The 23,849-nt window shown below is 47.9% G+C and carries 28 protein-coding genes; 15 read left to right on the plus strand and 13 right to left on the minus strand.

Annotated elements, in window-relative coordinates:
• The 8 genes from C3B52_RS25190 to C3B52_RS25225 all read left to right on the plus strand — a co-directional run.
• The coding region (locus tag C3B52_RS25190) for an RNA-guided endonuclease TnpB family protein (RefSeq protein ID WP_164684918.1) at positions 1 to 344 on the plus strand (344 nt) is incomplete at its 5' end.
• 291 nt (positions 345 to 635) lie between these two features.
• Entirely contained in the window at positions 636 to 914 is a 279-nt protein-coding gene (locus C3B52_RS25195) for a CD3324 family protein (RefSeq protein ID WP_103109143.1), read from the plus strand.
• Between the two features lie 94 nt (positions 915 to 1,008).
• Positions 1,009 to 1,743: a class I SAM-dependent methyltransferase gene (locus C3B52_RS25200; protein ID WP_103109144.1), complete on the plus strand. Its 735-nt coding sequence runs from the start codon at positions 1,009 to 1,011 to the stop codon at positions 1,741 to 1,743.
• Between the two features lie 461 nt (positions 1,744 to 2,204).
• Positions 2,205 to 3,560: a branched-chain amino acid transport system II carrier protein gene (brnQ, locus tag C3B52_RS25205; protein WP_103109145.1), complete on the plus strand. Its 1,356-nt coding sequence runs from the start codon at positions 2,205 to 2,207 to the stop codon at positions 3,558 to 3,560.
• 203 nt (positions 3,561 to 3,763) lie between these two features.
• Positions 3,764 to 4,459, plus strand: a complete 696-nt coding sequence (locus C3B52_RS25210; protein ID WP_103109146.1) for a response regulator transcription factor — start codon at positions 3,764 to 3,766, stop codon at positions 4,457 to 4,459.
• On the plus strand, positions 4,459 to 5,904 hold the full coding sequence (locus C3B52_RS25215; protein WP_103109147.1) for a sensor histidine kinase: 1,446 nt from the start codon (positions 4,459 to 4,461) through the stop codon (positions 5,902 to 5,904). The genes C3B52_RS25210 and C3B52_RS25215 overlap by 1 nt, the downstream gene beginning before the upstream one ends.
• A 165-nt stretch (positions 5,905 to 6,069) precedes the next feature.
• Positions 6,070 to 6,459, plus strand: coding sequence for a hypothetical protein (locus C3B52_RS25220; protein ID WP_103109148.1), 390 nt, complete (start codon positions 6,070 to 6,072; stop codon positions 6,457 to 6,459).
• Between the two features lie 311 nt (positions 6,460 to 6,770).
• Positions 6,771 to 7,796: a S66 family peptidase gene (locus C3B52_RS25225; RefSeq protein ID WP_103109149.1), complete on the plus strand. Its 1,026-nt coding sequence runs from the start codon at positions 6,771 to 6,773 to the stop codon at positions 7,794 to 7,796.
• A gap of 112 nt (positions 7,797 to 7,908) precedes the next feature.
• Here C3B52_RS25225 and C3B52_RS25230 read toward each other — a convergent pair whose 3' ends face one another.
• The 3 genes from C3B52_RS25230 to C3B52_RS25240 all read right to left on the minus strand — a co-directional run bounded on the left by C3B52_RS25230 (position 7,909) and on the right by C3B52_RS25240 (position 9,952).
• Positions 7,909 to 8,838, minus strand: coding sequence for a DMT family transporter (locus C3B52_RS25230; RefSeq protein ID WP_103109150.1), 930 nt, complete (start codon positions 8,836 to 8,838; stop codon positions 7,909 to 7,911).
• A 143-nt stretch (positions 8,839 to 8,981) separates the two neighbouring features.
• Positions 8,982 to 9,500, minus strand: a complete 519-nt coding sequence (locus C3B52_RS25235) for a GNAT family N-acetyltransferase (RefSeq protein WP_103109151.1) — start codon at positions 9,498 to 9,500, stop codon at positions 8,982 to 8,984.
• Complete coding sequence (locus C3B52_RS25240) at positions 9,497 to 9,952, minus strand: DinB family protein (RefSeq protein WP_103109246.1); 456 nt, start codon at positions 9,950 to 9,952, stop codon at positions 9,497 to 9,499. Before C3B52_RS25240 ends, C3B52_RS25235 begins: the two co-directional genes overlap by 4 nt.
• A 155-nt stretch (positions 9,953 to 10,107) precedes the next feature.
• On the opposite strand from C3B52_RS25240, the gene C3B52_RS25245 reads away from it, so the two are divergent.
• Positions 10,108 to 10,539 carry an acyl-CoA thioesterase gene (locus C3B52_RS25245; RefSeq protein ID WP_103109152.1) on the plus strand — a complete coding sequence of 144 codons (432 nt, stop codon included), beginning with the start codon at positions 10,108 to 10,110 and terminating at the stop codon, positions 10,537 to 10,539.
• On the opposite strand, the gene C3B52_RS36765 is transcribed toward C3B52_RS25245, so the two are convergent.
• Positions 10,528 to 10,701: a hypothetical protein gene (locus C3B52_RS36765; protein ID WP_164684920.1), complete on the minus strand. Its 174-nt coding sequence runs from the start codon at positions 10,699 to 10,701 to the stop codon at positions 10,528 to 10,530. The genes C3B52_RS25245 and C3B52_RS36765 overlap by 12 nt on opposite strands.
• 112 nt (positions 10,702 to 10,813) lie before the next feature.
• On the opposite strand from C3B52_RS36765, the gene C3B52_RS25250 reads away from it, so the two are divergent.
• Positions 10,814 to 11,518, plus strand: coding sequence for an HAD family hydrolase (locus C3B52_RS25250; RefSeq protein WP_103109153.1), 705 nt, complete (start codon positions 10,814 to 10,816; stop codon positions 11,516 to 11,518).
• A 57-nt stretch (positions 11,519 to 11,575) separates the two neighbouring features.
• Here C3B52_RS25250 and C3B52_RS36770 read toward each other — a convergent pair whose 3' ends face one another.
• Genes C3B52_RS36770 through C3B52_RS25260 form a run of 3 tightly spaced genes read right to left on the minus strand, consistent with a single transcriptional unit; the run spans position 11,576 to position 13,333 of the window.
• The gene (locus C3B52_RS36770) at positions 11,576 to 11,740 is read right to left on the minus strand and encodes a hypothetical protein (protein ID WP_164684921.1); all 165 of its coding nucleotides are present in this window, start codon (positions 11,738 to 11,740) and stop codon (positions 11,576 to 11,578) included.
• The gene (locus C3B52_RS25255; protein ID WP_103109154.1) at positions 11,733 to 12,650 is read right to left on the minus strand and encodes an ABC transporter ATP-binding protein; all 918 of its coding nucleotides are present in this window, start codon (positions 12,648 to 12,650) and stop codon (positions 11,733 to 11,735) included. Before C3B52_RS25255 ends, C3B52_RS36770 begins: the two co-directional genes overlap by 8 nt.
• Positions 12,650 to 13,333, minus strand: a complete 684-nt coding sequence (locus C3B52_RS25260) for an ABC transporter permease (RefSeq protein ID WP_103109155.1) — start codon at positions 13,331 to 13,333, stop codon at positions 12,650 to 12,652. Before C3B52_RS25260 ends, C3B52_RS25255 begins: the two co-directional genes overlap by 1 nt.
• A gap of 116 nt (positions 13,334 to 13,449) precedes the next feature.
• Here C3B52_RS25260 and C3B52_RS25265 point away from each other — a divergent pair, with 116 nt between their 5' ends.
• Complete coding sequence (locus C3B52_RS25265) at positions 13,450 to 14,202, plus strand: response regulator transcription factor (protein ID WP_164684922.1); 753 nt, start codon at positions 13,450 to 13,452, stop codon at positions 14,200 to 14,202.
• Positions 14,199 to 15,950 (plus strand): sensor histidine kinase, encoded by a 1,752-nt coding sequence (locus tag C3B52_RS25270; RefSeq protein ID WP_103109157.1) that lies wholly within the window; start codon positions 14,199 to 14,201, stop codon positions 15,948 to 15,950. The genes C3B52_RS25265 and C3B52_RS25270 overlap by 4 nt, the downstream gene beginning before the upstream one ends.
• 33 nt (positions 15,951 to 15,983) lie before the next feature.
• Here C3B52_RS25270 and C3B52_RS25275 read toward each other — a convergent pair whose 3' ends face one another.
• Together C3B52_RS25275 and C3B52_RS25280 are read right to left on the minus strand one after the other, a co-directional pair.
• A complete protein-coding gene (locus tag C3B52_RS25275) occupies positions 15,984 to 16,478 on the minus strand; it encodes a GNAT family N-acetyltransferase (RefSeq protein WP_103109158.1) in 495 nt (164 codons plus the stop codon).
• Between the two features lie 111 nt (positions 16,479 to 16,589).
• Positions 16,590 to 17,471, minus strand: coding sequence for a YitT family protein (locus C3B52_RS25280; protein ID WP_103109159.1), 882 nt, complete (start codon positions 17,469 to 17,471; stop codon positions 16,590 to 16,592).
• Positions 17,472 to 17,674: 203 nt separating this feature from the next.
• On the opposite strand from C3B52_RS25280, the gene C3B52_RS25285 reads away from it, so the two are divergent.
• Positions 17,675 to 18,145, plus strand: coding sequence for an SRPBCC family protein (locus tag C3B52_RS25285; protein WP_103109160.1), 471 nt, complete (start codon positions 17,675 to 17,677; stop codon positions 18,143 to 18,145).
• Between the two features lie 104 nt (positions 18,146 to 18,249).
• On the opposite strand, the gene eutH is transcribed toward C3B52_RS25285, so the two are convergent.
• The 4 genes from eutH to C3B52_RS25305 all read right to left on the minus strand — a co-directional run bounded on the left by eutH (position 18,250) and on the right by C3B52_RS25305 (position 22,118).
• On the minus strand, positions 18,250 to 19,527 hold the full coding sequence (eutH, locus tag C3B52_RS25290) for an ethanolamine utilization protein EutH (protein ID WP_103109161.1): 1,278 nt from the start codon (positions 19,525 to 19,527) through the stop codon (positions 18,250 to 18,252).
• A 448-nt stretch (positions 19,528 to 19,975) separates the two neighbouring features.
• Positions 19,976 to 20,176: a cold-shock protein gene (locus C3B52_RS25295; RefSeq protein ID WP_023556290.1), complete on the minus strand. Its 201-nt coding sequence runs from the start codon at positions 20,174 to 20,176 to the stop codon at positions 19,976 to 19,978.
• 269 nt (positions 20,177 to 20,445) lie between these two features.
• The gene (locus tag C3B52_RS25300; protein WP_103109162.1) at positions 20,446 to 21,045 is read right to left on the minus strand and encodes a nitroreductase family protein; all 600 of its coding nucleotides are present in this window, start codon (positions 21,043 to 21,045) and stop codon (positions 20,446 to 20,448) included.
• A 284-nt stretch (positions 21,046 to 21,329) separates the two neighbouring features.
• Entirely contained in the window at positions 21,330 to 22,118 is a 789-nt protein-coding gene (locus C3B52_RS25305) for a class I SAM-dependent methyltransferase (protein ID WP_103109163.1), read from the minus strand.
• Positions 22,119 to 22,280: 162 nt separating this feature from the next.
• Between C3B52_RS25305 and C3B52_RS25310 the strand changes: the two genes are divergently transcribed.
• Both C3B52_RS25310 and C3B52_RS25315 read left to right on the plus strand, forming a co-directional pair.
• Positions 22,281 to 22,940 carry a futalosine hydrolase gene (locus C3B52_RS25310; RefSeq protein ID WP_103109164.1) on the plus strand — a complete coding sequence of 220 codons (660 nt, stop codon included), beginning with the start codon at positions 22,281 to 22,283 and terminating at the stop codon, positions 22,938 to 22,940.
• Positions 22,941 to 23,789 carry a 1,4-dihydroxy-6-naphthoate synthase gene (locus C3B52_RS25315; RefSeq protein WP_103109165.1) on the plus strand — a complete coding sequence of 283 codons (849 nt, stop codon included), beginning with the start codon at positions 22,941 to 22,943 and terminating at the stop codon, positions 23,787 to 23,789.
• The last annotated feature ends 60 nt before the right edge of the window (positions 23,790 to 23,849 follow it).

Here is a 23,849-nt window from a genome sequence, read left to right on the forward strand (position 1 = left end):
CCAAGCTGATCAACGAAAACCAAGTGATCTGTTTAGAGGACTTGCAAGTAGAAAATATGGTCAAAAATCACAAGTTAGCAAAATCCATTGCAGATGCTTCGTGGTCTATGTTTCGCACGATGCTGGAGTATAAGTCAGAATGGTATGGCAGAAAGGTCTCAATTGTTGGGAAACAATTCCCTTCCAGCCAGCTCTGCTCGACTCCAAACTGTGGATACCGTAACAAGGACGTAAAATATCTAAATTTACGTAGTTGGATATGCCCGAACTGCGGCGTCCAACATGATCGTGACCAAAACGCTGCCATCAATATTGAGCAAGAAGGACTTCGATTGTTGGCGTAGCCAACTAAACTGTGGGACTCACAGGGATAGCTTGGTATATTTCACTCTGTTAGGAGTGACTACCCAAGAATCCCCTGCCTTTAGGCATTGGGAGTGTCAAAACAATGATAACTCACATTCATACAGGAGCTGATCGGCATGAGACCCGTGCTCGTACGAAGAGCTGATTCAGGCTCTAGGCAAAGAGTTCCAGCTGTACTTTGCTTAGAGCCTTTATCACAACAGTAAAACTGGTACTCTTTGCTTCTCTATATACGGTAGGTCACGCTATATAGATAGGAGCAAGAACGAATGAAATATCAAAATGCCCGAGCGTTGCTGCCCGAAAAGCTGGTGCGCGATATCCAAAACTATGTTCAAGGAAGCTATTTGTATATTCCGATTCAACAAGAGCATAAAAAGCATTGGGGAGATAATTCAGGCTCAAAAAAATTGCTGCAAGAGCGCAATGAGCAGATTGCCCAGGCTTACCGCAGCGGGACCAGTGTCAAAGAGCTGGCTCAGCACTATTTTTTAACCGAGCATAGCATCCGTAGAATTATCCGTGAAGAGCACAACGTACAAACTTGATGCTGGATGATGTTTGTCCTGTAACCTTCTCGTTTGATCGACTAAGCTGATCATATGACGATAGAAAGTGCCCAGGATAGGAGCTGTATGCGGGATGAAACAAAACAAATACGATGATACGGATTTTTTTTCTGCTTATAAACAAATGCCTCGCTCCGTCAAAGGATTGGAAGCGGCAGGAGAATGGCATGTCTTACGCGCTTTATTGCCAGATGTAAAGGATAAGGACGTACTCGATTTAGGCTGCGGTTTTGGCTGGCATTGCCGGTATGCCCGCCAAGAGCAAGCACATTCAGTGACCGGTGTAGATATTTCGGAAAATATGCTGGAGCAAGCTCGCAAGCAAACGGACGATCCTGCGATCACCTATATACAGCTGCCGATCGAAGATATTTCGTTTGCAGCTGAGCAATTTGATGTCGTGCTCAGCTCGCTTGCCTTTCATTATATCGAATCTTTTGCAGACATTTGCCAAAAGGTGTATGAGTGCTTAAGGCCAGGCGGCTCCTTCGTTTTCTCAGTAGAGCATCCTTTATTTACAGCACGAAACGAACAGGATTGGCATTATGATGATCAAGGTAAACGCCTGCACTGGCCCGTCGATCAATATCAGCTGGAGGGAGCTCGAAAAACGACTTTTTTGACTGACAATGTCATCAAGTATCATCGCACGATCTCCACGTATCTAAACGACGTCATGGGGGCAGGCTTTGTTTTAAAGGCTGTTCGTGAACCGATCCCTTCGGAAGAAATGCTGAAGCAGGATGAAGGCATGCAGGATGAATTGCGCAGACCGATGTTTTTAATCATAGCTGCGGAAAAAGTATAAACGCAGTAGTGTCCAAAGCATATATACAATTAATTTTTGTGCGCGGGAAGATTTTCCCGCGTTTTTCACGTCTTTTCCCTGTTTTAAAAAGCTGTTAGGAAGACGCAAGGCTGCGCGAGGAAAAAGGAGAAAAAAGCGAAGATCTTTGGGGACCAGCCGAGGCGGAAGGCAAAAAGAGAAACACGCCTTTAAGCGTCCACTCTGAGAAGCATCCCGAACCGACCACTTTGGACGCGGTTTCTCTTTTTGCATGTAGCCGGACAGGAAAGACCCCCAAGCAAGGTACCCAAGAATCTAGAGCTTTTTTCTCCTTTTTCCTCCCACCACAGCATTACTAACAAGCGCCCCCGTATTTTCCAATTATTTATTCTGTTTGAAATAAAATTAGGTTGATGCAGGTTAAAAAATTAAGTTATACTTATGAAAATTTTATTAAAATAAATAATATTAAGGGGAGACACATGAGAGATTTAACAACTAGACAAACCATAACTGTGGGCCTCATGCTATTCGCCTTGTTCTTTGGTGCGGGCAATATGATTTTTCCACCTGCTTTGGGACAAGCGGCAGGTTCAAATGTATGGCTAGCGATGCTTGGATTTATTATTACTGGGGTGGGCTTGCCTTTGCTAGGGGTAATCGCCGTCAGCTTGAGCGGTGGTAATCTGCAAACATTGGCTGGTCGTGTACATCCTGTTTTTGCCGTTATTTTTACTTTTGTCGTCTACTTAGCGATTGGACCGTTTCTAGCGATTCCACGAACAGGGACCGTTACGTTTGAAATGGGTGTTCTGCCATTTTTACCGGAGGCGGTGAAAGGGAGCTGGGTACCACTCTTTATCACCACAGTTGTCTATTTTGCCATAACATTCTGGCTTTGCCTGAATCCTTCCAAGCTGGTGGATCGGATCGGAAAGATTCTGACGCCTGCTTTGCTTATCATTATTGGAATCATGTTCGTACAGTCGTTATTCCAGCCTATGGGCGGGATGGGACAACCAACTGGCGCTTATCAAGAAACAGCATTTTTTAAAGGCTTTTTGGAAGGGTATCTGACCTTGGATGCTCTGGCTGCGATGGTATTCGGGATCGTTGTTACCGCAGCTGTTCAGAACCAGGGGGTAACGGATCGTAAAAAAGTGACCTGGTCTACAATCAAAGCCGCTATTATTGCAGCTTGCGGCTTGGGCCTTGTTTATTTGGCTCTTGGCTACATGGGTGCGACCAGCTTTTCGCTCGGGCAGTCCGAAAACGGGGGACAAATTTTGACTACAGTTGTTCAGCATTTGTTCGGTCCGCTTGGCTCGATGCTTTTGGGCGCAGCCGTTACACTGGCTTGCCTGACGACATCCGTAGGACTCGTCACAGCGTGCAGTCGCTTCTTCTCAGACCGCATCCCTGCTATTTCCTATAAAGTGATGGCTGCGATTTTGTGCGTATTCAGTGCCGGTGTGGCAAATATCGGACTGACACAGCTGATTGCGATTTCGGTCCCTATACTGATGGCAATTTATCCGTTGGCGATCGTTTTGATGCTGCTGGCGTTTTTCCACAAAATGTTTCGGGGGCATAGAGCTGTATACGTTGGTGCGATCGTAGCAACAGCTTTGATCAGCTTGATGGACGGACTTTCCTCGGTGGGGCTCTCCATTGAGGCGATTACCTCGATTTACAAGCATTTGCCGCTTCATAAAGAGGGGATTGGCTGGCTGCTTCCTGCCATTGCTGGTGCTTTGCTCGGCTTTCTGTGGGGCAGTTTATGGCCAAGCAAACAGACAAAGCAAGAAATTTACCAAGAGAAGGCTAGCAACCTGTAAGAGGTGGCCTTTAAGAAAAAACAAGAGGGCGTGCGAACTCGAGCAGGGTTCAGGCACGCCTTTTTCCATCTAGTCCCAGCAGGATAGGACTTCTATCCGTCCACAAGCTGGGCGATCTATGTTACCATAGGAAAAAGTTTAGCGTATGGGACGGCACATAGATTCGCAAGCTGTCGTTTCATCATGAAGGGAGGTTATTAGCTGTGGCCCAAACAAAGGTCCTGGTAGCTGATGACGATCCAAACGTGCGCGAAATTATTCGCCTCTATTTTGAAAAACAAATGATCGACCTTGTTGTCGCTACAGATGGACGAGAAGCTATCGAGCTGATGGAAAAGGAATTGCCAGATGTAGTGATTTTGGATGTAATGATGCCTCAGATGGATGGCTTTGACGCATGTCGCGAAATTCGCAAAAAATGGGATACACCGATTATTATGCTGACAGCAAAGGATGAAGAATTTGACCGCGTACTCGGTCTCGAGCTGGGAGCAGATGATTATGTGACCAAGCCCTTCAGTCCGCGCGAGCTGGTAGCAAGAATTCGGGCGATTCTGCGTCGATTGCAGCCAAAGGCAAAGGTGGAGGAGGAAGTGCTCCGACCGTTTGTATTTGAGCAACTGACGATAGATATGGACAAGCGCGAGGTAATTGCTGCCGGAGAAAAAGTCAGCTTTCGCCCCAAAGAATTTGATTTGCTTGTTCAGCTGGCGAAGTCTCCAGGCAGTGTCCTGTCGCGGGAGCAATTGCTGGAGCAGGTATGGGGTTTTGATTATTTTGGCGATGTCCGCACGATCGACGTGCATATCAAAAAAATCAGGCAGCGTTTGGACAAGCTTCCGTATGAATGTATTCATACGGTCTGGGGGATTGGCTACAAATTCGGGGTGGATGTCTGATGCTGGGGATGTCCAAAAGCATCTTTCGTCGCCTGCTGTTTAGTTTCCTTGCCACAGTATTGGTTGGTCTGGGGATCTCGGGAATTTTGCTTTCCTTTTTTGCCAAGGAGTACATCTACAATACAAAGCAAGAAGAACTGCTTCGTCTGGCAAAAAAGGTGAACACCGCTATCTACGACAGCAATGAGATAAACAAGCAGCTGCTGGACAAGCTCGCTATGCTGGACGAATCGTTTGACACGCGTATTTGGTTGTTTAATGAGAATGGAAAAATCGTCGCAACCTCGATGAAAGATGAAGTATTTACAGGCAAGTCAGTAGCCGTCTCCATTGCAGACAGCGTATTAAAAGGAAAGAGTGCTGTGACCGAGCTGCAAATCGAAGGCTTGGAAGACCCGATGCTCTCTGTTTCTGTCCCATGGGGCAAAGGGGAGAAGGTGTACGGCGGGATCATTTTACACGCTCCGATAGAAGGCATCGAGCGAACCTTTGGGCAGATGCGTGAATCGATTTTGTGGGCGACACTATTCGGTGTGGTGTTATCGACCGCGATGGTTTCGTATTTATCCTGGTCAATCTCCAGGCCGCTTAGGACGATTGAACGGACTGCCGCGGAGATCGGCAGAGGGAACTACGTAGAACGGGTCAAGATCGATACCTCAGACGAGATCGGGGATTTGGCTCAAACGATTAATACAATGGCAGAAAAGCTGGAGAAGGTGGAGCAGGAGCGACATCATCTGGAGCAGGTGCGCAATGATTTTCTCGCCAATGTGTCCCACGAGCTGCGCACACCTTTGACGGCAATCCAAGGATTCCTGGAAGCGCTGCAGGATGGGCTCGTGGAGGAAGAAGATGCCCGGCAAAAGTACTATGCCGTGATGTACACAGAAACGATGCAGGTTAATCGCCTGGTCGATGACCTGATGGACCTGATGAAGCTGGAGAATAACGAAGTAAACCTCGCCAAGTTCCCAGTCGATGTTGGAGAAGTCATAAACAAGGTGGCTTTTTCTTTTCGAGCAGAGGCAGAGGAAAAGGGCTTGCATATTGCTGTTGAGGTAGCAGACGAGCTGCCGAGAATATACGCAGATAAAGATCGGATCGCCCAAATTCTGAAAAACTTTGTGAAAAATGCGGTGAAGTTTACGGAAAGAGGGGAAATCCGGCTGATCGCTGAGACGGAAGACGAATGGGTACGAATTCGGGTGGTCGATACCGGAATTGGCATTGCCGCGGATGATTTGAATCGGATTTGGGAGCGGTTTTTCAAGGTAGATCGCGGACGTTCCAAAAATAATAAGGGGACAGGCCTGGGGCTTGCGATCGTCAAAGAGCTGGTGGAGCTGCACGATGGAAAATGGAGTGTAGAAAGCATGCCAGGTCACGGAAGCACGTTTACCGTGTGGCTGCCGACAGTGACTGCGATTCGGCAAACGACCTGATTTTGTCTGAGTCCGAGTCAGCCTGATGATGTGATGGTCATACTTTTTTCATAGTTTGATCATGGTTTTTTCCCACTTTCCACACAGAATGGTTACTTTTCGCCGTTACGATATACATGTGACAGCGAGAAGGTCACGATGCCAAGGAACGAAAGGGGAATGAACATGAATAAAAAATGGGTATCCATTGCAGCTGTCGCATTGCTCCTATCAGGTAGCTTGGTTGCCTGCTCGAGCACAACGGGCACACCTGAGCCAGCGACACAACAAGAGGGAGGAAGCGCAACCACTCCGGGGACCTCCTCTACTGACAGTGGAACATCGGCTGACAGCTCGTCCACTCAAGATCAATCCACAGATGACTCCAAAGCTAACGCTGAAGCACCAGCAGGTTCTTCTGACAGCACAGGCTCGTCATCGGATGCATCAACTGGAGCTGGTAGCACAGACAGCAAGTCTGACGCAGGCTCTACGACAGGATCAGCTGGAACTACTGGCACCGAAAACAGCAGTTCGACTGAACAGCCTGCAGCAACTGATGCAAGTAAGCAGTAAGAACCAACTGTAACGACAGGTAACGCGTTTGTTCGTAATGAACTCCTCTACTTCCCTCCCGGTTAATTATATAGGGCGGCTTGATGTCGCCCGCTTTGTTTTGTCCCTGCTTTATGGAAACGCAGAAAGTCCGTCATCTCTATTGCTGATGTCCCTTGTGGATATCAGCTTTTTTTTGCTCTCAGAAAAGCTATCCATTTCGCTAGAGGCTTGCGATGCCAAGCTCTCTTAAAGTAAGACTGGTCTTTGCTCAGGCACAATTGATATGATGATTGGTAACTTACGCGTGAATCCTGGCAGGAGGGTCGAAGATGATTACATATCCGTTTTTAGAAAAGGGAGCAACGATCGGAGTAACAGCTCCATCTTCGGGAGTGAGAGCGGGCTTGCATGATCTGCTAAAGCTGGCCAGCAGTCGGATGGAGGAACGAGGCTATACTGTTACTTGCGGAGAAACGGCATGGACGCAGGAAAAAGCAAAGTCGGCTCCGGCACGAGTACGGGCAAAAGAGCTTCAGGATATGATGAGTGATGAGCGCATTTCGTTGGTATTCCCGCCGTGGGGTGGAGAGCTGTTGATCGAGCTCCTGGAGTATATCGATTTTGCAAAGCTTGGAAACAAGTGGGTTCTCGGCTACTCAGACACAAGTCTTTTGTTGCTAGTTGTTACATTGAAGCGGGGAATAGCGACTGCTCATGGAACCAATCTCATAGACCTGCGCGGAGAATTTTCGGATGCTACGACAGCCATGTGGGAAAAGGTGTTGTCTACCGAGGTAGGCTCCTATATCGTTCAGCAATCTTCGGAGTTGTATCAAAAGAAATGGCAGCATGATAATCCGACGCCCTGTGTCTTTCATTTGACGGAGCAGACAGAGTGGAAAACGATTACTGCGGAGGCTCACGCCCCAGTAAAAATAGAGGGACGCTTACTCGGTGGTTGTATCGATGTCATCCGGCATATCATCGGTACGCCGTATGGGGACGTGCGCCATTTTCAGGATCATTTTATCCAGGGTGAACCGATTGTATGGTTCTTGGAAAACTGTGAGCTGAGTACAGCAGATTTACGCCGCTCCTTGGTCCAAATGAAGCTGGCAGGATGGTTTGCGAATTGCTCTGGGATCTTGTTTGGGCGAAGTCCTGCCAATATGCCAGTCGACGGATACACTGCCGAGGATGTGTATCAGGAGCTTTTCAGCGAGCTGCAGGTCCCGATTGCTTACGATATCGATTGTGGGCATGTACCACCACAAATGACCTTGGTTAACGGGGCCTACGCGAAGATAGAAGTAGAAGCAGGCAAGGGCGTAATCACTCAGCATTTTAAACCATAGGCATGACACTGTGAAAAATAGCGGGAAAAAGGACAGCGCAAATGCTGTCCTTTTGTCCTTTTCGCGCTTCATTGTGATTATGCCAAACGTTTGGCGTCTGCCTGTAGACTCGTTACAACTTATGAGATTCTTGTGCATCTGCTTTGGAGGAATTTGATTTTTGCAGGTTAGACAAAGCGACTCCCAGAAAGATAAAAACAGCACCTGCGAAGAAACCTACACCGAGATGTTCATGGAGTAGAAGCCAGCCCAAAAAGGCGCCGACGATCGGCTGGACAAAGAAAAATCCTGCACCGCTTCCTGCCTGCATCAGCTCAAAGCCTTTGTTCCAGAGGTAAAAGGCTCCCGCAGTAGAAATGATCCCGATGTACAGAACCCCGGCCCAAATATCCATTCCAAATTGCCAGGAGACAGGCGTGACTGACAGCTCCCAAACCATGATGGGACTTGTAAAGAGGAGACCAAACAAGGCGACATAGGTGGTGACGGCCAAGGAGGAATAATGCTGTGTCGCTTTTTTGCTCAGTACTGTGTATAGACCCCAGCTAACAGCCGCCACCAACAGGATCAGATTGCCCATAAGTGACGATTGCGCATCTGCCCCATCCGGTACTCCGATGACGATAACAACCCCGCCAGTTGCAAGCAAGATCCCGACCAGCTGCTTCCAGTTAAGACGCTCTTTAAGCAGCCAGACCGCAAATAGCGCGATGAAAGCGGGAGAGGCAGCGGTAATCAAGGCTCCCATGTGTGCAGTCGAAAGCTTGGTACCGACAAACTGAGCAGCAATGGAGATCGTTACCCCTACAAACGCAATCCCCATCAGCATAGGAAAATCCTTTTTCGCGATGTATTCCTTGCGCGCTACGACAAACGCTCCCAATACGAGCAGCGCAATACCAAACCGCAAGATTAATAGCGTAAAAGGAGGAATTACCTCCAAAACGACCTTGCTTACTACGTAGACCCCGCCCCAGATGGCGGCTGCCAGCGTCAGGCAGAGTGCTCCAAACAGTTGTTTTTTCCAGTGTGAATGGTTCATGACCAAATGCCCCTCTCGGAATAGTTGAAAACAACCTTCGTTCCGCTTGTCGAGGGACGGATTCTGTATCTTCCCTCGACTATTAGGAGAGAAGAGCAGGTACATCACATTCAAATAGCAGGCGTGCCATCTATTTCACCTCCTTATTGAGCGTCCTTCAGCCATTTGGCTACCAAAAGCACAGGCTGTGTCAAGCGACCGACTGGAGCCTGAACCTGGCGATACTGTTCGTAGCCGAGCCGTCCCCAAAAGAGCAGGGCTTGTTCGTTCTGCGCGATCACTCCGTGGTGGATGTTGCGGCTTCCCGCTTCTATACAATGCTGTTCAACCAAGCAAACAGCTTCCTTGCCAAAGCCTTGCTGCTGGTAGTCAGCGTGGAGCAGCAGCATACTGATCCAGCTCTTTTGATCAGCGGGACTTGAGACGATCAGGTGCATGATTCCGATTAGCCTATCCCTAGAGCAAAGAGCAAGCCAGTATCCAGTAGGAATAGAGAGCGTGGAGTCATATTCTGCTTGGACTTCCTCAAGTGTTACGCTGCTCTCGCCATTTCTGAGCAGATTGTAGCCGGGATTGCTGTTGTATACATCCAAGGCAAAGTGGAGATCGCCCTGCTTCAGCTCACGTAAAACAAGCCGTTCTCCCGATAGATGAAGACTCATTGCTTGCCCCCGTATTTGCGGATCAGACCAATCTGTCCTCCGTGATAGCCCAGATGATAGATGAGACGCCCCAATGCTTGTCTCGGCGTCAGCGTGGCGATTGGAGACTCGCAGGGAACGTCCCATGCCTCTTCGGGCAAGGAGCGGAGGGATTCAAGCAGATGAGCGTAGGATGCTTCTCGTATCGCATGCAGAGCTGATAAATTCGTATAGGTACCCTCGTCTTTTACAGGTCCAATAGTTGCCAGCGTAATTTCTGGCGGTAGAGGCTGCTGAAAAAACATGGAGCAAAAGCGATACTCTACTTCGGCAATATGATGAATCAAAAATCCAACTGAATTAGAGCCAGGTGCCAATTTCCACGAAAGCTGCTCTGCATCGAGGTTTTCCAATACGTCCATGTAGCGGGAGCGAGCTGTTTGGAGTGCAGGAAGCAGGGTTTGTTCGAACATAAAATCATCCTTTCCGGTCGACCATACGATCACAGCATATACCTTTATTATAGGAGAAATGCAGCAAATGAACAGACGAATCATTCGGAATATTTTGAATGAACATTCACTCAGTTACGTACATTCGTTATACTAAAGAAAAAAGGAGTGAGAGAATGGCACATCGCTTTGATTTTACCGTCAGGTCAACAGATATTGACGTCATTGGGCATGTGAACAATGCAAAGTATTTGGAGTATATGGAGTGGGCGAGATTTGACTGGATCTGGCAGCATGGCTTTACACTTGACGAATTAAAGCGCCGACAGATCATGCCAGTGGTCGTTAATATCAACATCAACTATCGAAAGGAGCTGCAAATGCGCGAAGAGGTGTACGCTATTACGACTGTGGTCAAGGTGGGTGAAAAAAGCTTTGTCATCCGGCATGAGCTGTTTAACGAAAGGGAGCAGCTGGTGGCAGATGGGGATGTAACGATGGTGATGATCGATGCGAATACACGCCGCTCCACATCTTTGCCGAAAGAACTAGCAGAGGCATTGCATGCTGAGCTTGCAGCCAGCAGAGAAAATAAGTCAACTACGTAATATTTGCTTTATTGCAGCAATGTCATCTCTTATCAGCTGTACATCGATGATTAAATTGTCTAGCTTTTGGTTCATGCTGTCCAGCCGATCCAAAATGGTACGGGTGACCTGACGCAGCTCATTCATGCCTTCCAATAGAAGATTAAGCTTTTCCGTAGACATATTGCGCCCCCCTTTTCTTCGTTTTCCGTTACAATGATCATAGCAAAAGAAAGAGCCACATGCAGGAATAACTTGCAGGAAAGTCGTAAGGAAAGGGAGTGACCGCAAAAGAATGGCTGCTTTCACTACAATCTTGTTTGATTTGGACGATACCTTGTTTGATTTCTCAGCCTGCTGGGAGATAGGGATGCAGCAAACGATAGCGACCCACCCGCTCACTGCTGATCTGGATGGAAATGAAATGCTGGAAGCGCTGCGACGTCATGGGGACGAGCTATGGGTCGATGTCATTGCTCAGCGCTACGACTTTACGCAGTACCGTCAGCTTCGTTTGCAGCGTGCGCTGGCTGATTTTGACAGACACATTGAGGTAGAGCAAGTCGGTGACTTTCAGCGTGCATATGCGGAAGCTTGCATGAATGCTGTCCAGCCTGATCAGAATGTGCAAGCCACGATCGCAAAGCTGGCTGAGCAGCACACGCTCGGAATCGTCACGAATGGTCCGGAAGATATGGCGTTTACCAAGCTTGAACGTTTGGGGCTGTCCGGCTATTTTCCACAGGATCGGGTCTTTATTTCCGAATTGATTGGGTACCACAAGCCTGATCCACGGATCTACACAGCTGCGGTGGAGCAGCTGGGTGTACAGCGTAAGCAGGTGCTGTTCGTAGGCGATACGTGGGACGCAGATGTTGCTGGCCCGATTGACGCAGGCTTCTCAGCGGTCTGGATTAACATGAGGGGAAAAGAACCAAAATCGGCACATAAGCCTTTGGCCGTCATCGAACGCCTCGATCAGCTTTTATCACTGGTATAGCGCAAGAAGCAGCTCTTTGTAACCCGAATCGATCGGAGCTCAAACAGCTGCTTTTTTTTATGCCCTTTTCTGTTTTTGACGCCATTTATTCGCGGAAATGACGATATTTAGTACAATCAGACCAATCATGATCGACATGGACATGTTGGATACATCGTCTCCCCGATAGATTCGATACAGCAACAGAATCGTCAGAACGAGAGCGAAGTACAGATTAATCATGGCTCTCCTCCTCCAGGAAAATCTTCTCCAGAGACGGCTCCTCGACATGAACTCCATAAATGTCTACGCGAGCTTGTACGAGAGCACGGATCAACGCAGCTACTTTTTGTTCATCATCGACCTGTAACGAAAAGCGTCCATCTCCCCACACGCAGCTGCGCCCCAAAGCTTCCACGAATGTACGCAGGGTTGCCTGCTCTTGGGCGGCAAATGCAGAGTGGCGGACCGATACATTTCGCCATTTTTGATGTGCGGATTGTAATTCATCCAGACTCCCGAGCGACCCGATTTTTCCGTTTTTCATAATCGCGATGCGCGTACAAATTTTTTCTACCTCATTCAAGTTGTGAGAGGTCATGAAGATCGTCTTGCCTTGCTTATGCAGGCTTCTGAGCAGCCCTTGAATATGCAAAGCCGACTCGACGTCAACCCCTGAAGTAGGCTCGTCAAGAAACAATAGCTCCGGATCTCCTACGAGAGCCTGGGCGATCCCCAGCTTCTTTTTCATCCCAAAAGAAAACGTCTTGGCTTTGCGCGCCGCATGCTCCTCAAGCTCTACGGCAGCGAGTAGGCGGTTGCATTCTTGTTGGGTCAGCGTAACACCTTTGACACGTGCAAAGTAATGTAGATGAGCGGCAGCAGTCAGTGAATCATAAAATGTGGAGTAATCAGGCAGCACGCCGATTCTGCGCTTCCACTCCTCTGAAGTGGTATCGCTATCGAACATACGGATGGAGCCCGAGGTTGGGCGAATGATACCCGTGAGCATGTTGATGAAGGTCGACTTGCCTGCACCGTTGCGTCCTAGAAAGCCAAAGATTTCACCGCTCTGCACCTCCAGGCTGACGCTATTTACTACAGTCCGATTCCCGAAGCGTTTGCTCAGTTGGACAGTCTCAATTACCGGCATTAACAATCCCTCCGTCGAAACAAGTAGATGGAAGCGGACAAAAATACAGCGGCATACAGCCAGATAAAGCCAGTCCACGCCCCACCTTTTTGAATAAAGGTGTACGGTGTCAAATAAGCGGTCCATTGTGCAGTGGGATGGTCAGAAAGCGCACTCCAAAATCCAAGTCCGGGGAGCATTATTGCCAGTACGATTCCGAGGAACATCGTATAGCTGGGGCGAGGAACCGCTAGTGAGAGCAGAATCGCCAGGGTGATACAGTAGACAAGAATGGTCAAGCACTGCCAAAAGGTTTTGGCATCGAATGTATGGACAGTAGCCAAGACGACGCCAAATGTAATCACCAGGCAAACCAGCCAAAAGAGTACAACTCCGAGAAACTTCCCCAAAATGATTTTATTCCGCGAGGTTCGCGTAACGAGAAAGCGAATCGTCCTACCTGCCAGCTCTCGATTGATGACGTCATGGGACAGGCTGAAGACGAACAAAGGTCCGAGCAGCATGATGAGAACCAGGATGCCAAGCGCATGTCCTTTGGCCAGCTCTTGCGCCGGGAAAAAGCTTGCTGCCTGATTGACCAGATCAGAGACCAGGTACGAGATGCCGACAATAAAGGCGACGGTAATCAAAGATTTAATACTCTTGAACAATCTTATAAATTCATGTTGGCAAATGGCCCACATCGGTTTGTTCACTTCCTTTCTTCTCTTTATATTGTAGAAGGTCTTCCTTTCCTCGGTCGAAACACTACCTTACCATTACCTTAACGTTTTCATGTCTGCAGCCTGCACATGATATGATGGATGAATATAAGGAGGAGACGGTTGTGGAAACAGAAGCGAGAATATTGCTTGTGGATGACGAAGAAGCGATTTTGCATATGGTGAAGACTGTCCTGAGCAAGGAAGGCTTTTCGAACATAGATACTTGTACGCGAGCAAATCAGGCACTGCGTTTTATCGAAGAAAGGACGTATGATCTGTTGATTCTGGATGTCATGCTGCCGGATAAAAGCGGTTTTGAGCTATGTGCTGCGGTGCGTCAGCGGACACAGGCGCCGATTTTTTTTCTCTCCGCCAAAGGTACTGATTTTGACAAGCTGAGCGGCTTTGCATATGGAGCCGACGATTACATCACCAAGCCCTTTCACCCGTTGGAGGTTGTGGCACGCGTGAAGGCTCATTTGCGCCGGACATTCGGTGCTGCAGCTCCTGCTGCTGCGGTGCAGGAAGAAAAGCGCTACGTTTTCGACCGGTTCACAGTCAACGTGGATGCGGCAGAGCTGCTTGTAGAGGGAAATCAGGTAGACTGTCCGGCACAGGTTTTTCAACTGCTTGTGTTTTTCTGCCAAAACCCGAATCGGGTCTTTACCAAGGAACAAATATACGATCACGTCTGGAAGGATGAGTACGGCTTGTTTGATGAAAATACGGTCATGGTGCACGTCCATAAGCTGCGGCAGCGCATCGAGGATAATCCGAGCCAGCCCAAGCATCTTGTGACGATCCGGGGCCTGGGATACAAGCTGGTGACTTCTGGGAAATCATCATGAGTCTGCGGAAAAAGCTGATTAGTCAGTATGTGCGTCAGTTTTTCGGGTTTGTAGTCGTGCTTTTTGGTTGTCTCAGTATCTCGTTGGTGATTTTTGGGGTGCGGGTGACAAACGAGGAGATTGCTGCTGATCCATCCCGCCTGAGTGCCTCAGATCTGGCGATGCAGCTGCATGCCGAGGGTGAGGTCATCCGAGTAGATAAAAAGGTAGAAAAGAGCGTCGAAAACCATCATGGCTGGATGCAAATCGTGGATGAACAAGGTAAGGTTGTTTACGCGTTTCGATCGCCTGCCAATATACCTACCACCTACACACCTGGTGAGTGGATTGCATTGGTACAGACCGATCAGGCTGCCCCATATCACTTTACACACTGGGTTGTTTCGCTTGCGGACAAAAAATGGATTGTTTTGTATGCCACCCCTGCACCAGAATTTGAACTGATGCGACAATTACTCGCTTCGTCACAGGCGGCGGGAGGTAAGCAGGATACAGAGCTGTTGCAGCAAAGCTTTTCCCGGGAAAACGCCTGGTATGTGATCTATGACCGTGACGGACGGCTGTTCAGGCAATGGAATAATGCAAACGCGGCTCCGAGACTTGACCTGATGGAGGTATTGCAGACAGGGCAGGGACAACAAAGCACGCCGTATAACATTATTAGCCGTTATGACCAACAAAGTGGATGGACATACGTGGTCGGGACACATAATCCGGGCTACCAGCCAGGGGGAGCGGGTGATTCGGTCGACAATATGCTAGAGGATGGGCTGCGTCAGCTCGTTGTAATCATGATTTTATGTGTTGTCGTTGTCGGCAGCTGGTATGCGCTTCGCGTAGGAAAACCGCTTTTGCACATGGTGAGCTGGATTGAGCGTCTGGCAAAAGGTCAGTACGTAGAGCCTCCCACAAGAAAAGGTCACAGGGTGGGGATGACGCGAAAAGGGAAATGGAAGCGGTCATTTGCTGTGTATAAAGATATGTTTGATGCTCTCGGGCATTTAAGTGAGACGCTGCGGATGAATGAACAACGGCAAAAGGACATGGAACGTACGCGGGAAGAATGGATATCTGGACTCTCGCATGATTTGAAGACGCCGCTTAGCTCCATTTTTGGATATGCCGCGATTTTGGAGACGGAGGCATACGAATGGGCCAAGGGTGAGGTAGGGCAGTTCGGTAGGACCATACGCGAAAAAGCGGATTATATGAATGGGCTGATTGAAGACTTGAATTTGACGTATCGATTGAAAAATAATGAGCTGCCGCTCGTAAAGGAATCGATTGAGGTGGTCGAGACCATCAGGAGGATCACCGTAGACATGGTGAATGACCCGGGCGCAGATGAGCACCTGATCGAGTTTCGAGCGTTTCTCCCCTCATTTCGTGCAGAGGTGGAGCCAACCTATTTTCGACGTATCGTCGTCAACATTTTGGCCAATGCCATCAAGCACACTCCTACAGGCACACGAGTGCTCGTGTCTGTAAGTGCTTTGGAGACCTCTTCTGGTTTTGCTGTTGCAATCAGCGATAATGGGCCGGGGATGGATGAGCAGACGCAGGACAATTTATTTGAGCGGTATTATCGGGGGGGACATACAGAAGAGGATGTCAGTGGGACGGGCTTGGGGATGGCCATAGCCAAGCAGCTTGTATTGGCACATGACGGTGAAATTGCAGTAGAGAGTAAGCTGGGGAGCGGAACGACGGTCAGGATGACTTTTCCACTGGCAAAAAGAAAAGACTAGAAACTGGACGGTCCCTGTCTCTAGTCAGCTTGTTCAGGAGCTCGTTACAGATACAAATGTTTGATACACCTTGCCTTCTTCCTCGTGTTCTGAGAAGTCATCTTGGGTGTATTCTGCAATGGTTTTCCGCCAAAAGGCTTGAGCAGGCAGGTTGCTGCTAATCTGAAAGACCTCCCATTTTCCGGGAAATGCTCGGAAGATCTCATGGGCGACAGCTTTTCCTATCCCATGTCTTCTGTAGCGCTTCATGATAAAAAATTCGGCAATCGTAAAAACGGGCTCATCGTTCGGGTCAGGAAAGCTTCGAACCAGTACAAACCCCGCCAGCTTACCCTCAACCTTTATAAAATAAGGGTGCCGGACTGGATCACTCCAATACTCGTCTAAATACTGATAGCCATAACATCCATTCTCATTGACATCGATCGGCAAAAACTCGCTGAAGTCATAGATATACAGCTCTAACAGTCGCCCGAGAGCATCCTTCTCGCGGGCTGGAACGTTTACTAGTGAAAAAGGGATAGACAACGGAAAGCCTCCTTGCTAGTGAATACATCAATGGTACACGATTGTGCCATTTCGTGGAAACGAAAAAGTGCCACCAAATATCGGCGGCACTTTTTCCTATTGTCACGTTTGTTAGTGAATTGCGTTCTTTTTGAATTGTCCGCCGCGCACGTCGTGAATGTTTCCTACTGCTAAAAAGGAAGTCGGGTCTACTTCTTCTACAATCAGCTTGAGCTTGGCTTCCTCTAGACGAGTGATGATGCAGAAAATGACTTTTTTATCGTCGCCTGTATAGCCGCCTTCACCTTTCAGATAAGTAACGCCGCGTCCCAGGCGGGCAACGATTGCGTCACCTAGCTCTTTGTGATTGTCGCTAATTATCCAGACTGATTTTGATTCCTGGAATCCTTCGATGGTCAGATCGATCATTTTGAAAGCAATGTAATAAGCAATCAGCGAGTACATCGCACGATCCCAACCGAATACAAATCCGGCGCTGCTCAAAATGAATAGATTGATAAACATCACGATCTCACCAACGGAGAATGGAGACTTCTTATTGAACAAGACAGCGATGATTTCCGTACCGTCCAGTGAACCTCCGTAGCGTAGGACAAGACCAACACCAATACCCATAATAATTCCACCAAATACAGCAGCGAGCAGAGGGTCATCTGTTAAACCAGGTACGGGATGGAGAAGTGATGTGCCAATCGACATGACGGTTACCCCAAACAAGGTTGAGATAGCAAATGTTTTACCAATTTGCTTGTAACCGATTAAGAGGAAAGGTAAGTTCAAGAGGAACAGGAAGATACCTAGCTTCATTCCTGTCAGGTGCGAGGCAATAATGGAAACACCTACAATTCCGCCATCAATGATGTTGTTTGGAACCAAAAAGATTTCCAGAGCAACGGAGACGAGAGAGGCACCAATCAGGATGAAGAGGATCCTCTTGAGCAGTTTTCCAATAGGTAATTTTTGATGAACTGATTTTGCGACTGTTTGTTCCATCGTTCCTCTCCCTAATTTGGATTTTATTCCATTCTATTATAACATTCATTTTTGCTTGACAATGGCGCTAATGTGCTTTACCAGAAAAAATAGTACATTCGCATCTGATTTCATGAGAATCATTGCTGGAATAAGCTATTGACTGCCGATGCTTTCATTGTTATTTTCAAACTGTTAGGACAATAATGAGGGGGAAAATGACGATGAGTGCCTTGCAGGTAGAGACGGAAATAGGGTCTCCTCTGGAACTGGTATGGTTGGCCTTCACGCAAACAGATAGAGTGATTCAGTGGTTTGCTCCTGACGCGAATATTGAGCCGCGTTTGGGTGGGGCGTATGAATTGTTCTTTGATCCTAGTAATCGGGAGCAAATGGGAACCAAGGGATGCTTCCTGACACTCTTTGAACCAAAGGAGAGATTGGGCTTTACATGGAAGGGCCCGGACGATTTTGCAAGTCTGATGAATCAGGACGATGCATTGACATATGTCCTCGTCACATTGTCGGAGCAGGCGGGGAAAACAAAAGTGGTGATCGAACATTTTGGCTGGAAGGATTCAGAGGAGTGGGGCAAGGCTCGCGCTTGGCACGAAATGGCCTGGTCTCAGGTTCTAGCAAGTCTGAAGTCTGCGCTGGAAACAGGAAAAGGCGATTTGTGCTGCGTCCCGAGCTAGGGAGAGGTCACAATACACATTATGTACAGCCTCTCGTTTTCAGACGTTGTTTTTTACAGGAAAAAGGAGCCGTCCCTTTGCAGGACAGCTCCTTTTTTTAGGTTTTATTCTTTTGTAGCCGCTACTTCAGAAGCAGCTGCTTTTGGTTTGTCTTCCAAGTATTCATCCGGTCCGATAATACCAGCAGCACGGTCTTGTTTTTCCAATTCCAGTGCTTTTGGTACGGACAGCCAGTAGGAGATAGCGATCGCGATTACACCAGCCCCCAATTTACCGAGCAGTACCGGCAAGATGATGTTTGGCTGGAAGTTAGCCGAGAAGCTTAGGTGGTCACCGAGCAAGAAGGCAGCACACACACCAAACGCGATGTTGATTACTTTGTCTTTTGGCGGCATGGAACGTATGAGACGGAACATCGCCAAAATGTTTGCGATGGTAGCGAGCAAGCCAGCGCTACCTGTAGAGCTCAAACCTAATTTCATACCCAAAGCTTCCAGTGGCTTCGCACAGTATTTACGCAGCAAGTATACCATCGGGAAGGCACCTGCCAGCATGATACCGATGTAACCAGCTGTTTCCAAAGCACGGTATTGGTCAGCAGGATCGGCGATGATCGGGTCGAAGCCCCAAGCACCAAAGATCGTAGAGAAAATTCCAGTAAAGTGTTGAACGATGGAGAAAACGAGTACCAGCTTGATACCAGCATCCATTGTTTTACCGAAGATCATGAATCCGCGAATCATCAGGTCTGGCAAGAAGCGCAGACCGGCAGCGATTACCAATACAAAGATCAGGATCGGGGAGAGATTCAGCAGAACCTGTCCAATTCCGATAGCAAAAGTATAAGTAGAATCACCATTTGATGCGATTTCAGCACGCACTTGAGCGTTTGTTAAAGAAAGAATCGCACTTGTAATGAAAGCACCGATTGGAACGGTCAAAATACCGGACATGACACCCAACGCCATATATTTGTGGTCGCGTTTATCGAGCATCGCAAGACCCATCGGGATGGAGAATACGATAGTAGCACCAGCCATGAAACCAACCACCATAGCCATAACCCAACCCTCAGTGCTGGTCTTCAGGATGTTTGCCAATTGATATCCGCCCATGTCACTGGCAAGGATTGCGGTAGCGGCAAGAGCAGGGTCTGCACCGATCTTATGAAAGATGGGAGAAACTGCTTTTTCTACGAACCAGGAAATATACGGCAGGGAGGCCATAATACCGGCAGCGGGTACAAAGATATAACCGGTAGAGTGAATCCCTTCCATAAACTCTTTTCCGAGTCCTTCGTCGCTATTGCGGATCGCGGCAATAGCCCCAATGACTGCACATAACATAATAATGTAGATAATGACACTTCCAATGTGTTCCACAGACAACCCCACCTTTTTCAGGATGTAAACAATACGGTCATAATTCCCTTTACAAGATACCCATATCGAGGCCTCATTATGGAGGGAGACCGCGTAAAAAGGCGCTTAGGATCTCGTGACCGAGAATGACCTAAGCGCCTTTGCTTATTTGTATGAACTTGTTTACAGATACTTGTTTGGTAAACAAACTGCAACCGCTTTCAAACGCTTTTAAAAATAAAGGCTAGAATACCGGGTCTACGAAAAACGTACATGTTGTCAAAAAATTCATGCTCTCTAAAGCGCCGTTGCTTTAATCTGCATTATAACGTGATTATATGGTTAGGTGTGTGGATTGTCAACTGCCTCTTAGGAAGAAAGTATGAATTTTTTACATATGAAAATCAATAGTGATGCCAGCTAAAAAAAGCCGCCCCTAGATAAGTAGGGGCAGCTTTGTGAGTGCTGTTTACAGTTTTACAACGTTCTCAGCTTGTGGTCCACGGTTGCCTTCAACTACGTTGAACTCAACGCGTTGGCCTTCTTCAAGGGATTTGAAACCTTCGCCTTGGATTGCGCTGAAGTGAACGAATACATCGTTTCCGCCTTCAACTGCGATGAAGCCATAGCCTTTTTCAGCGTTGAACCATTTTACTGTACCTGTTTGCATGGGTGTTACCTCCAAAAAAATTAAAATGAATATGCAACTTTTATTTGTGGATAAAATAAAAATTCACACATTGGAAAAGGTTCAAACATAAATGTAAACCCTTTACAATATGTGAACGCTTAAAAAATCTTTTGTTTAACTGCATTTTACCATAGTCATTTGCGGAAAGCAATCGAATAAAACAGCACTTTTGCAGGAGAAATGCAGTACGACGACAAAACGGCATCGCACCATTTTGTCGTCGTATGTAGCCAGTCAAAAAGTAGTTTTTAAGAGTAGAATTTTACGCGATCTTCTAATGGCTGGAACTGTTTTTCGCCTGGCTCGGAGGTTGGCTTGCCAAAAGGCATTTGGGCAATCAGCTTCCAGCTGCTTGGAACGTTCCAGGTTTGCTGAACTTCTTCGTCAATCAATGGATTGTAGTGCTGCAGTGTTGCCCCGAAGCCTTCGTTTTCCAAAGCCGTCCAAACAACAAACTGAAGCATACCCGAAGAATGCTGGGACCAGATCGGGAAGTTGTCTTTGTACAGCTCGAATTGTTTTTGCAAGCCTTCTACGACACTTTGATCTTCAAAGAAAAGAACAGTACCATAGCCACTGCCAAATGCGTTCATTTTTTCTTCGGTCGAAGCAAAATTGTCGGCAGGTACGATTTTACGCAAGGTTTCTTTGGTGATATTCCAGAGCTTGTCGTGCTGTTCTCCGAGCAGTACAACTACACGAGCACTTTGGGAGTTAAAAGCGGAAGGAGTATGTTTTACTGCTTGGTTGATGACCTCTTGAATACGGCTATCAGATGCAACTGCTTCTTTGCTAATTCCATAGTAGCTTCTTCTGTCTTTTAAGGCTGTCAAGAAATCTTTTCCCATCATACATACCTCCAGAGACTTTTTTCTTTTAACATGATGCTTTGGAATTGCGATTATTATGCGGTGTGTTTTTGAAGATTACTTTTCGTAACCTAGTGTAAGTAATAAACTGTTCATTGTCAAGTAACTATCTATATTAAAGTTACATTTACATTTTTTTAATAGAATTTTACATAATGAGCAGTAAATACAGAAAAACCAAGAAAACCGATCCTCTTCATGCGAGATCGGTTTTCTTGGTTCGCTCCATGATAGATTTGGTTCCTTCAATGGGCAAGTGACTTCTACACGATGACTCGGACAAAGTAATGAGCGAAAGTGACTGGCAAGCCATTTGCCGTCGTATGCTGATCAAAAATGCGCTGAACTGACTCCAGATGCTGTGCAATTGCCTGCTCAGTTACGGAAGGCTGCTGGCCGAAGCAACGCAGCTTGATGACGTCTAGGGGAGAAAGAATGTACTCTGTGCTCGTTACCGACTCAATATCCACGTGGGAAAAGGAGGCCTGGCGCAGTCTGTCTTGTAGTAGATCGAGGATGGGAGTTCCACTTGGATGTGGCTCGAATAAATCAGGAAACCATTCAGGTAATTCGGCGAATAGCTGATCTGCCGGATGCAGCCCGAGAATTTGACCACCTGCCTTGATGACTTGTTTGCAGTGCAGGTACGCGGAGGTTGGACCTTTGCGATTATAAGCACAATCAAATTCTCCTGCTGCAAAAGGGAGAGGCTCTTTTGTGTTGCTGACTACAAAGGATACGTTTGGCTGTTTCATCTCTTTGGCTGTTTGCACGAAGCGATTGGTCACATCCACGCCAACCAGTTCACGTGCCACAGATGCCCAGCGTAGGGTGAAAGCACCATGACCGCAACCGATGTCGAGCACTTTTTTATTCTGAACCATATAAGCGACTTCCTGGGTAAAAAGCGACTCACCATTCGGCTCAGCGACAGTGGAGCGCCAAGGATATACATATTCGGCTGACAAGCTCGCCAGCTGTGCGTACCAGTTGAGCGAATGTGGTGCGATCCAGTCAGGGTGGTTTTTGGGGTTAGTTAAAGGTGGGTTCATTTGTCACCTCTTTGGAAATAGTTGTCTGAAGGTTCTATTGTAATTATTTTCCTATGTTTTGACAAACTCTCTAAACAACTTTACATGGAGTGAAAGTAGCGATAACGTTGGAGGTGGAAGCAAGACTGGACACAAGACAAATAGGAGAGGGGAGTGGGATACATGGAGACGGATCAACAGAAAAGACGCGTGCTGGTGGTGACGTCGGTCGAAGCAGAGCGTGATGCGGTTTTGCGCGGTCTGCAGGATGACAATAGATTTACGCTTCTGGTTGGAGGCGTGGGACCAGCGTCTGCCGCAGCAAGTACGGCAAGCATGCTTGCAGCAAACGAGTACGATTTGGTTATTTGCGCCGGCATTTGCGGTGGCTTTAGTGGACGAGCCGAGGTCGGTTCATTGGTCATGGCAAGTGAAATCGTATGTGCAGACTTAGGTGCCGAGACAGCAGACGGTTTTTGTGATGTAGACGAGCTTGGTTTTGGATCAGCGCGTGTTGCAGTCGACAAAGAGCTGGCGACACAAGTGACCGAAGCGATAGCGTCCAAGGGCTTGCCCGTTACAATGGGGCAGGTGCTTACTCTGTCAACCGTTACCGGTACAGCAGAAACGGCAGCGGCACTGGCAAAGCGTATGCCGGACGCAGCTGGGGAAGCCATGGAAGGCTATGGGGTAGCGATTGCCGCCCAGCAGTGCAGCTTGCCGATCCTGGAAATCAGGGCGGTATCCAATGCGATTGGCCCGCGCGACAAATCAGCGTGGCGCATCAAGGACGCGCTGAGTGCTCTAGAAAAAGCCAGTACAGTATTACGGGAGGTGCTATAGATGAAAATTGCGTTTTCACCATGTCCGAATGATACGTTTGTTTTTCATGCTTGGGCGCATGGACTGATTCCTGGAGCGCCGCAGCTCGACATTATGTATGCTGACATCGATATTACGAATACATTGGCCACAAAGGCAGAGGGTCCAGAGGTTATGAAAATCTCGTATGCGGCTCTGCCATGGGTATTAAAAGACTATGCGCTGTTGCCATGCGGAGGTGCCTTGGGCAGGGGGTGCGGACCACTTGTTTTGACCCAAGGAAATGGCTTGGGTACCGATCAGAATGATCCAGCCCGTTTGTCAGGAAAACGAGTAGCGGTGCCCAGCGAGCGCTCGACCGCTTATTTACTGTTCCGATTGTGGGCTGCGCAGAACGTACCTGGCGGGGTAGGCGAAATTGTCGTCATGCCTTTCCATGAAATTATGCCAGCCGTTCGTGACGGCAAAATCGATGCGGGACTTGTTATTCATGAAGCGCGCTTCACGTACCAAAACTATGGCTTGGCACTCATGACTGATCTCGGAAATTGGTGGGAGGCTGATACAGGACTGCCGATTCCGCTAGGTGCCATCATCGCACGCAGATCAATGGATTTGCAGGCTTTGACCGACTGGACGCGAGCTTCTGTCGAGTATGCGTGGGCTCACCCGCAGGCATCGCAGGATTATGTGATGTGTCATGCTCAGGAGCTGTCCTTGGAGGTTGCCAAAGCACATATCGATTTATATGTAAATGAATTTACACGTGACCTGGGTGAGGATGGCTACGGGGCGATTACCGCCCTGCTGGGGAGAGCGGGAGAGCAAGGACTCGTTCCTCAGATTGATTTGTCCTTGTTGCGCTGGTAGCAATATCGATCGAGAAACGCAAAAAAGCGCAGGAGTATCGTTAGGCTCCCGCGCTTTTTC

Source organism: Brevibacillus reuszeri (assembly GCF_002897295.1).
GTDB lineage: Bacteria > Bacillota > Bacilli > Brevibacillales > Brevibacillaceae > Brevibacillus > Brevibacillus reuszeri_A.

Coding starts and splice junctions, on each gene's coding strand:
- C3B52_RS25215 (WP_103109147.1), top strand. CDS start 4,459: ATGCTGGGGATGTCCAAAAGCATCTTTCGTCGCCTGCTGTTTAGTTTC.
- C3B52_RS36770 (WP_164684921.1), bottom strand. CDS start 11,740: ATGATTAATCTGTACTTCGCTCTCGTTCTGACGATTCTGTTGCTGTAT.
- C3B52_RS25200 (WP_103109144.1), top strand. CDS start 1,009: ATGAAACAAAACAAATACGATGATACGGATTTTTTTTCTGCTTATAAA.
- C3B52_RS25310 (WP_103109164.1), top strand. CDS start 22,281: ATGGAGACGGATCAACAGAAAAGACGCGTGCTGGTGGTGACGTCGGTC.
- C3B52_RS25240 (WP_103109246.1), bottom strand. CDS start 9,952: ATGTTCGAACAAACCCTGCTTCCTGCACTCCAAACAGCTCGCTCCCGC.
- C3B52_RS25305 (WP_103109163.1), bottom strand. CDS start 22,118: ATGAACCCACCTTTAACTAACCCCAAAAACCACCCTGACTGGATCGCA.
- C3B52_RS25270 (WP_103109157.1), top strand. CDS start 14,199: ATGAGTCTGCGGAAAAAGCTGATTAGTCAGTATGTGCGTCAGTTTTTC.
- C3B52_RS25295 (WP_023556290.1), bottom strand. CDS start 20,176: ATGCAAACAGGTACAGTAAAATGGTTCAACGCTGAAAAAGGCTATGGC.
- C3B52_RS25235 (WP_103109151.1), bottom strand. CDS start 9,500: ATGAGTCTTCATCTATCGGGAGAACGGCTTGTTTTACGTGAGCTGAAG.
- C3B52_RS25260 (WP_103109155.1), bottom strand. CDS start 13,333: ATGTGGGCCATTTGCCAACATGAATTTATAAGATTGTTCAAGAGTATT.
- C3B52_RS25225 (WP_103109149.1), top strand. CDS start 6,771: ATGATTACATATCCGTTTTTAGAAAAGGGAGCAACGATCGGAGTAACA.
- C3B52_RS25315 (WP_103109165.1), top strand. CDS start 22,941: ATGAAAATTGCGTTTTCACCATGTCCGAATGATACGTTTGTTTTTCAT.
- C3B52_RS25245 (WP_103109152.1), top strand. CDS start 10,108: ATGGCACATCGCTTTGATTTTACCGTCAGGTCAACAGATATTGACGTC.
- C3B52_RS25280 (WP_103109159.1), bottom strand. CDS start 17,471: ATGGAACAAACAGTCGCAAAATCAGTTCATCAAAAATTACCTATTGGA.
- C3B52_RS25255 (WP_103109154.1), bottom strand. CDS start 12,650: ATGCCGGTAATTGAGACTGTCCAACTGAGCAAACGCTTCGGGAATCGG.
- C3B52_RS25250 (WP_103109153.1), top strand. CDS start 10,814: ATGGCTGCTTTCACTACAATCTTGTTTGATTTGGACGATACCTTGTTT.
- C3B52_RS25285 (WP_103109160.1), top strand. CDS start 17,675: ATGAGTGCCTTGCAGGTAGAGACGGAAATAGGGTCTCCTCTGGAACTG.
- C3B52_RS25220 (WP_103109148.1), top strand. CDS start 6,070: ATGAATAAAAAATGGGTATCCATTGCAGCTGTCGCATTGCTCCTATCA.
- C3B52_RS25195 (WP_103109143.1), top strand. CDS start 636: ATGAAATATCAAAATGCCCGAGCGTTGCTGCCCGAAAAGCTGGTGCGC.
- brnQ (WP_103109145.1), top strand. CDS start 2,205: ATGAGAGATTTAACAACTAGACAAACCATAACTGTGGGCCTCATGCTA.
- C3B52_RS25300 (WP_103109162.1), bottom strand. CDS start 21,045: ATGGGAAAAGATTTCTTGACAGCCTTAAAAGACAGAAGAAGCTACTAT.
- C3B52_RS25230 (WP_103109150.1), bottom strand. CDS start 8,838: ATGAACCATTCACACTGGAAAAAACAACTGTTTGGAGCACTCTGCCTG.
- C3B52_RS25265 (WP_164684922.1), top strand. CDS start 13,450: ATGGATGAATATAAGGAGGAGACGGTTGTGGAAACAGAAGCGAGAATA.
- C3B52_RS36765 (WP_164684920.1), bottom strand. CDS start 10,701: ATGTCTACGGAAAAGCTTAATCTTCTATTGGAAGGCATGAATGAGCTG.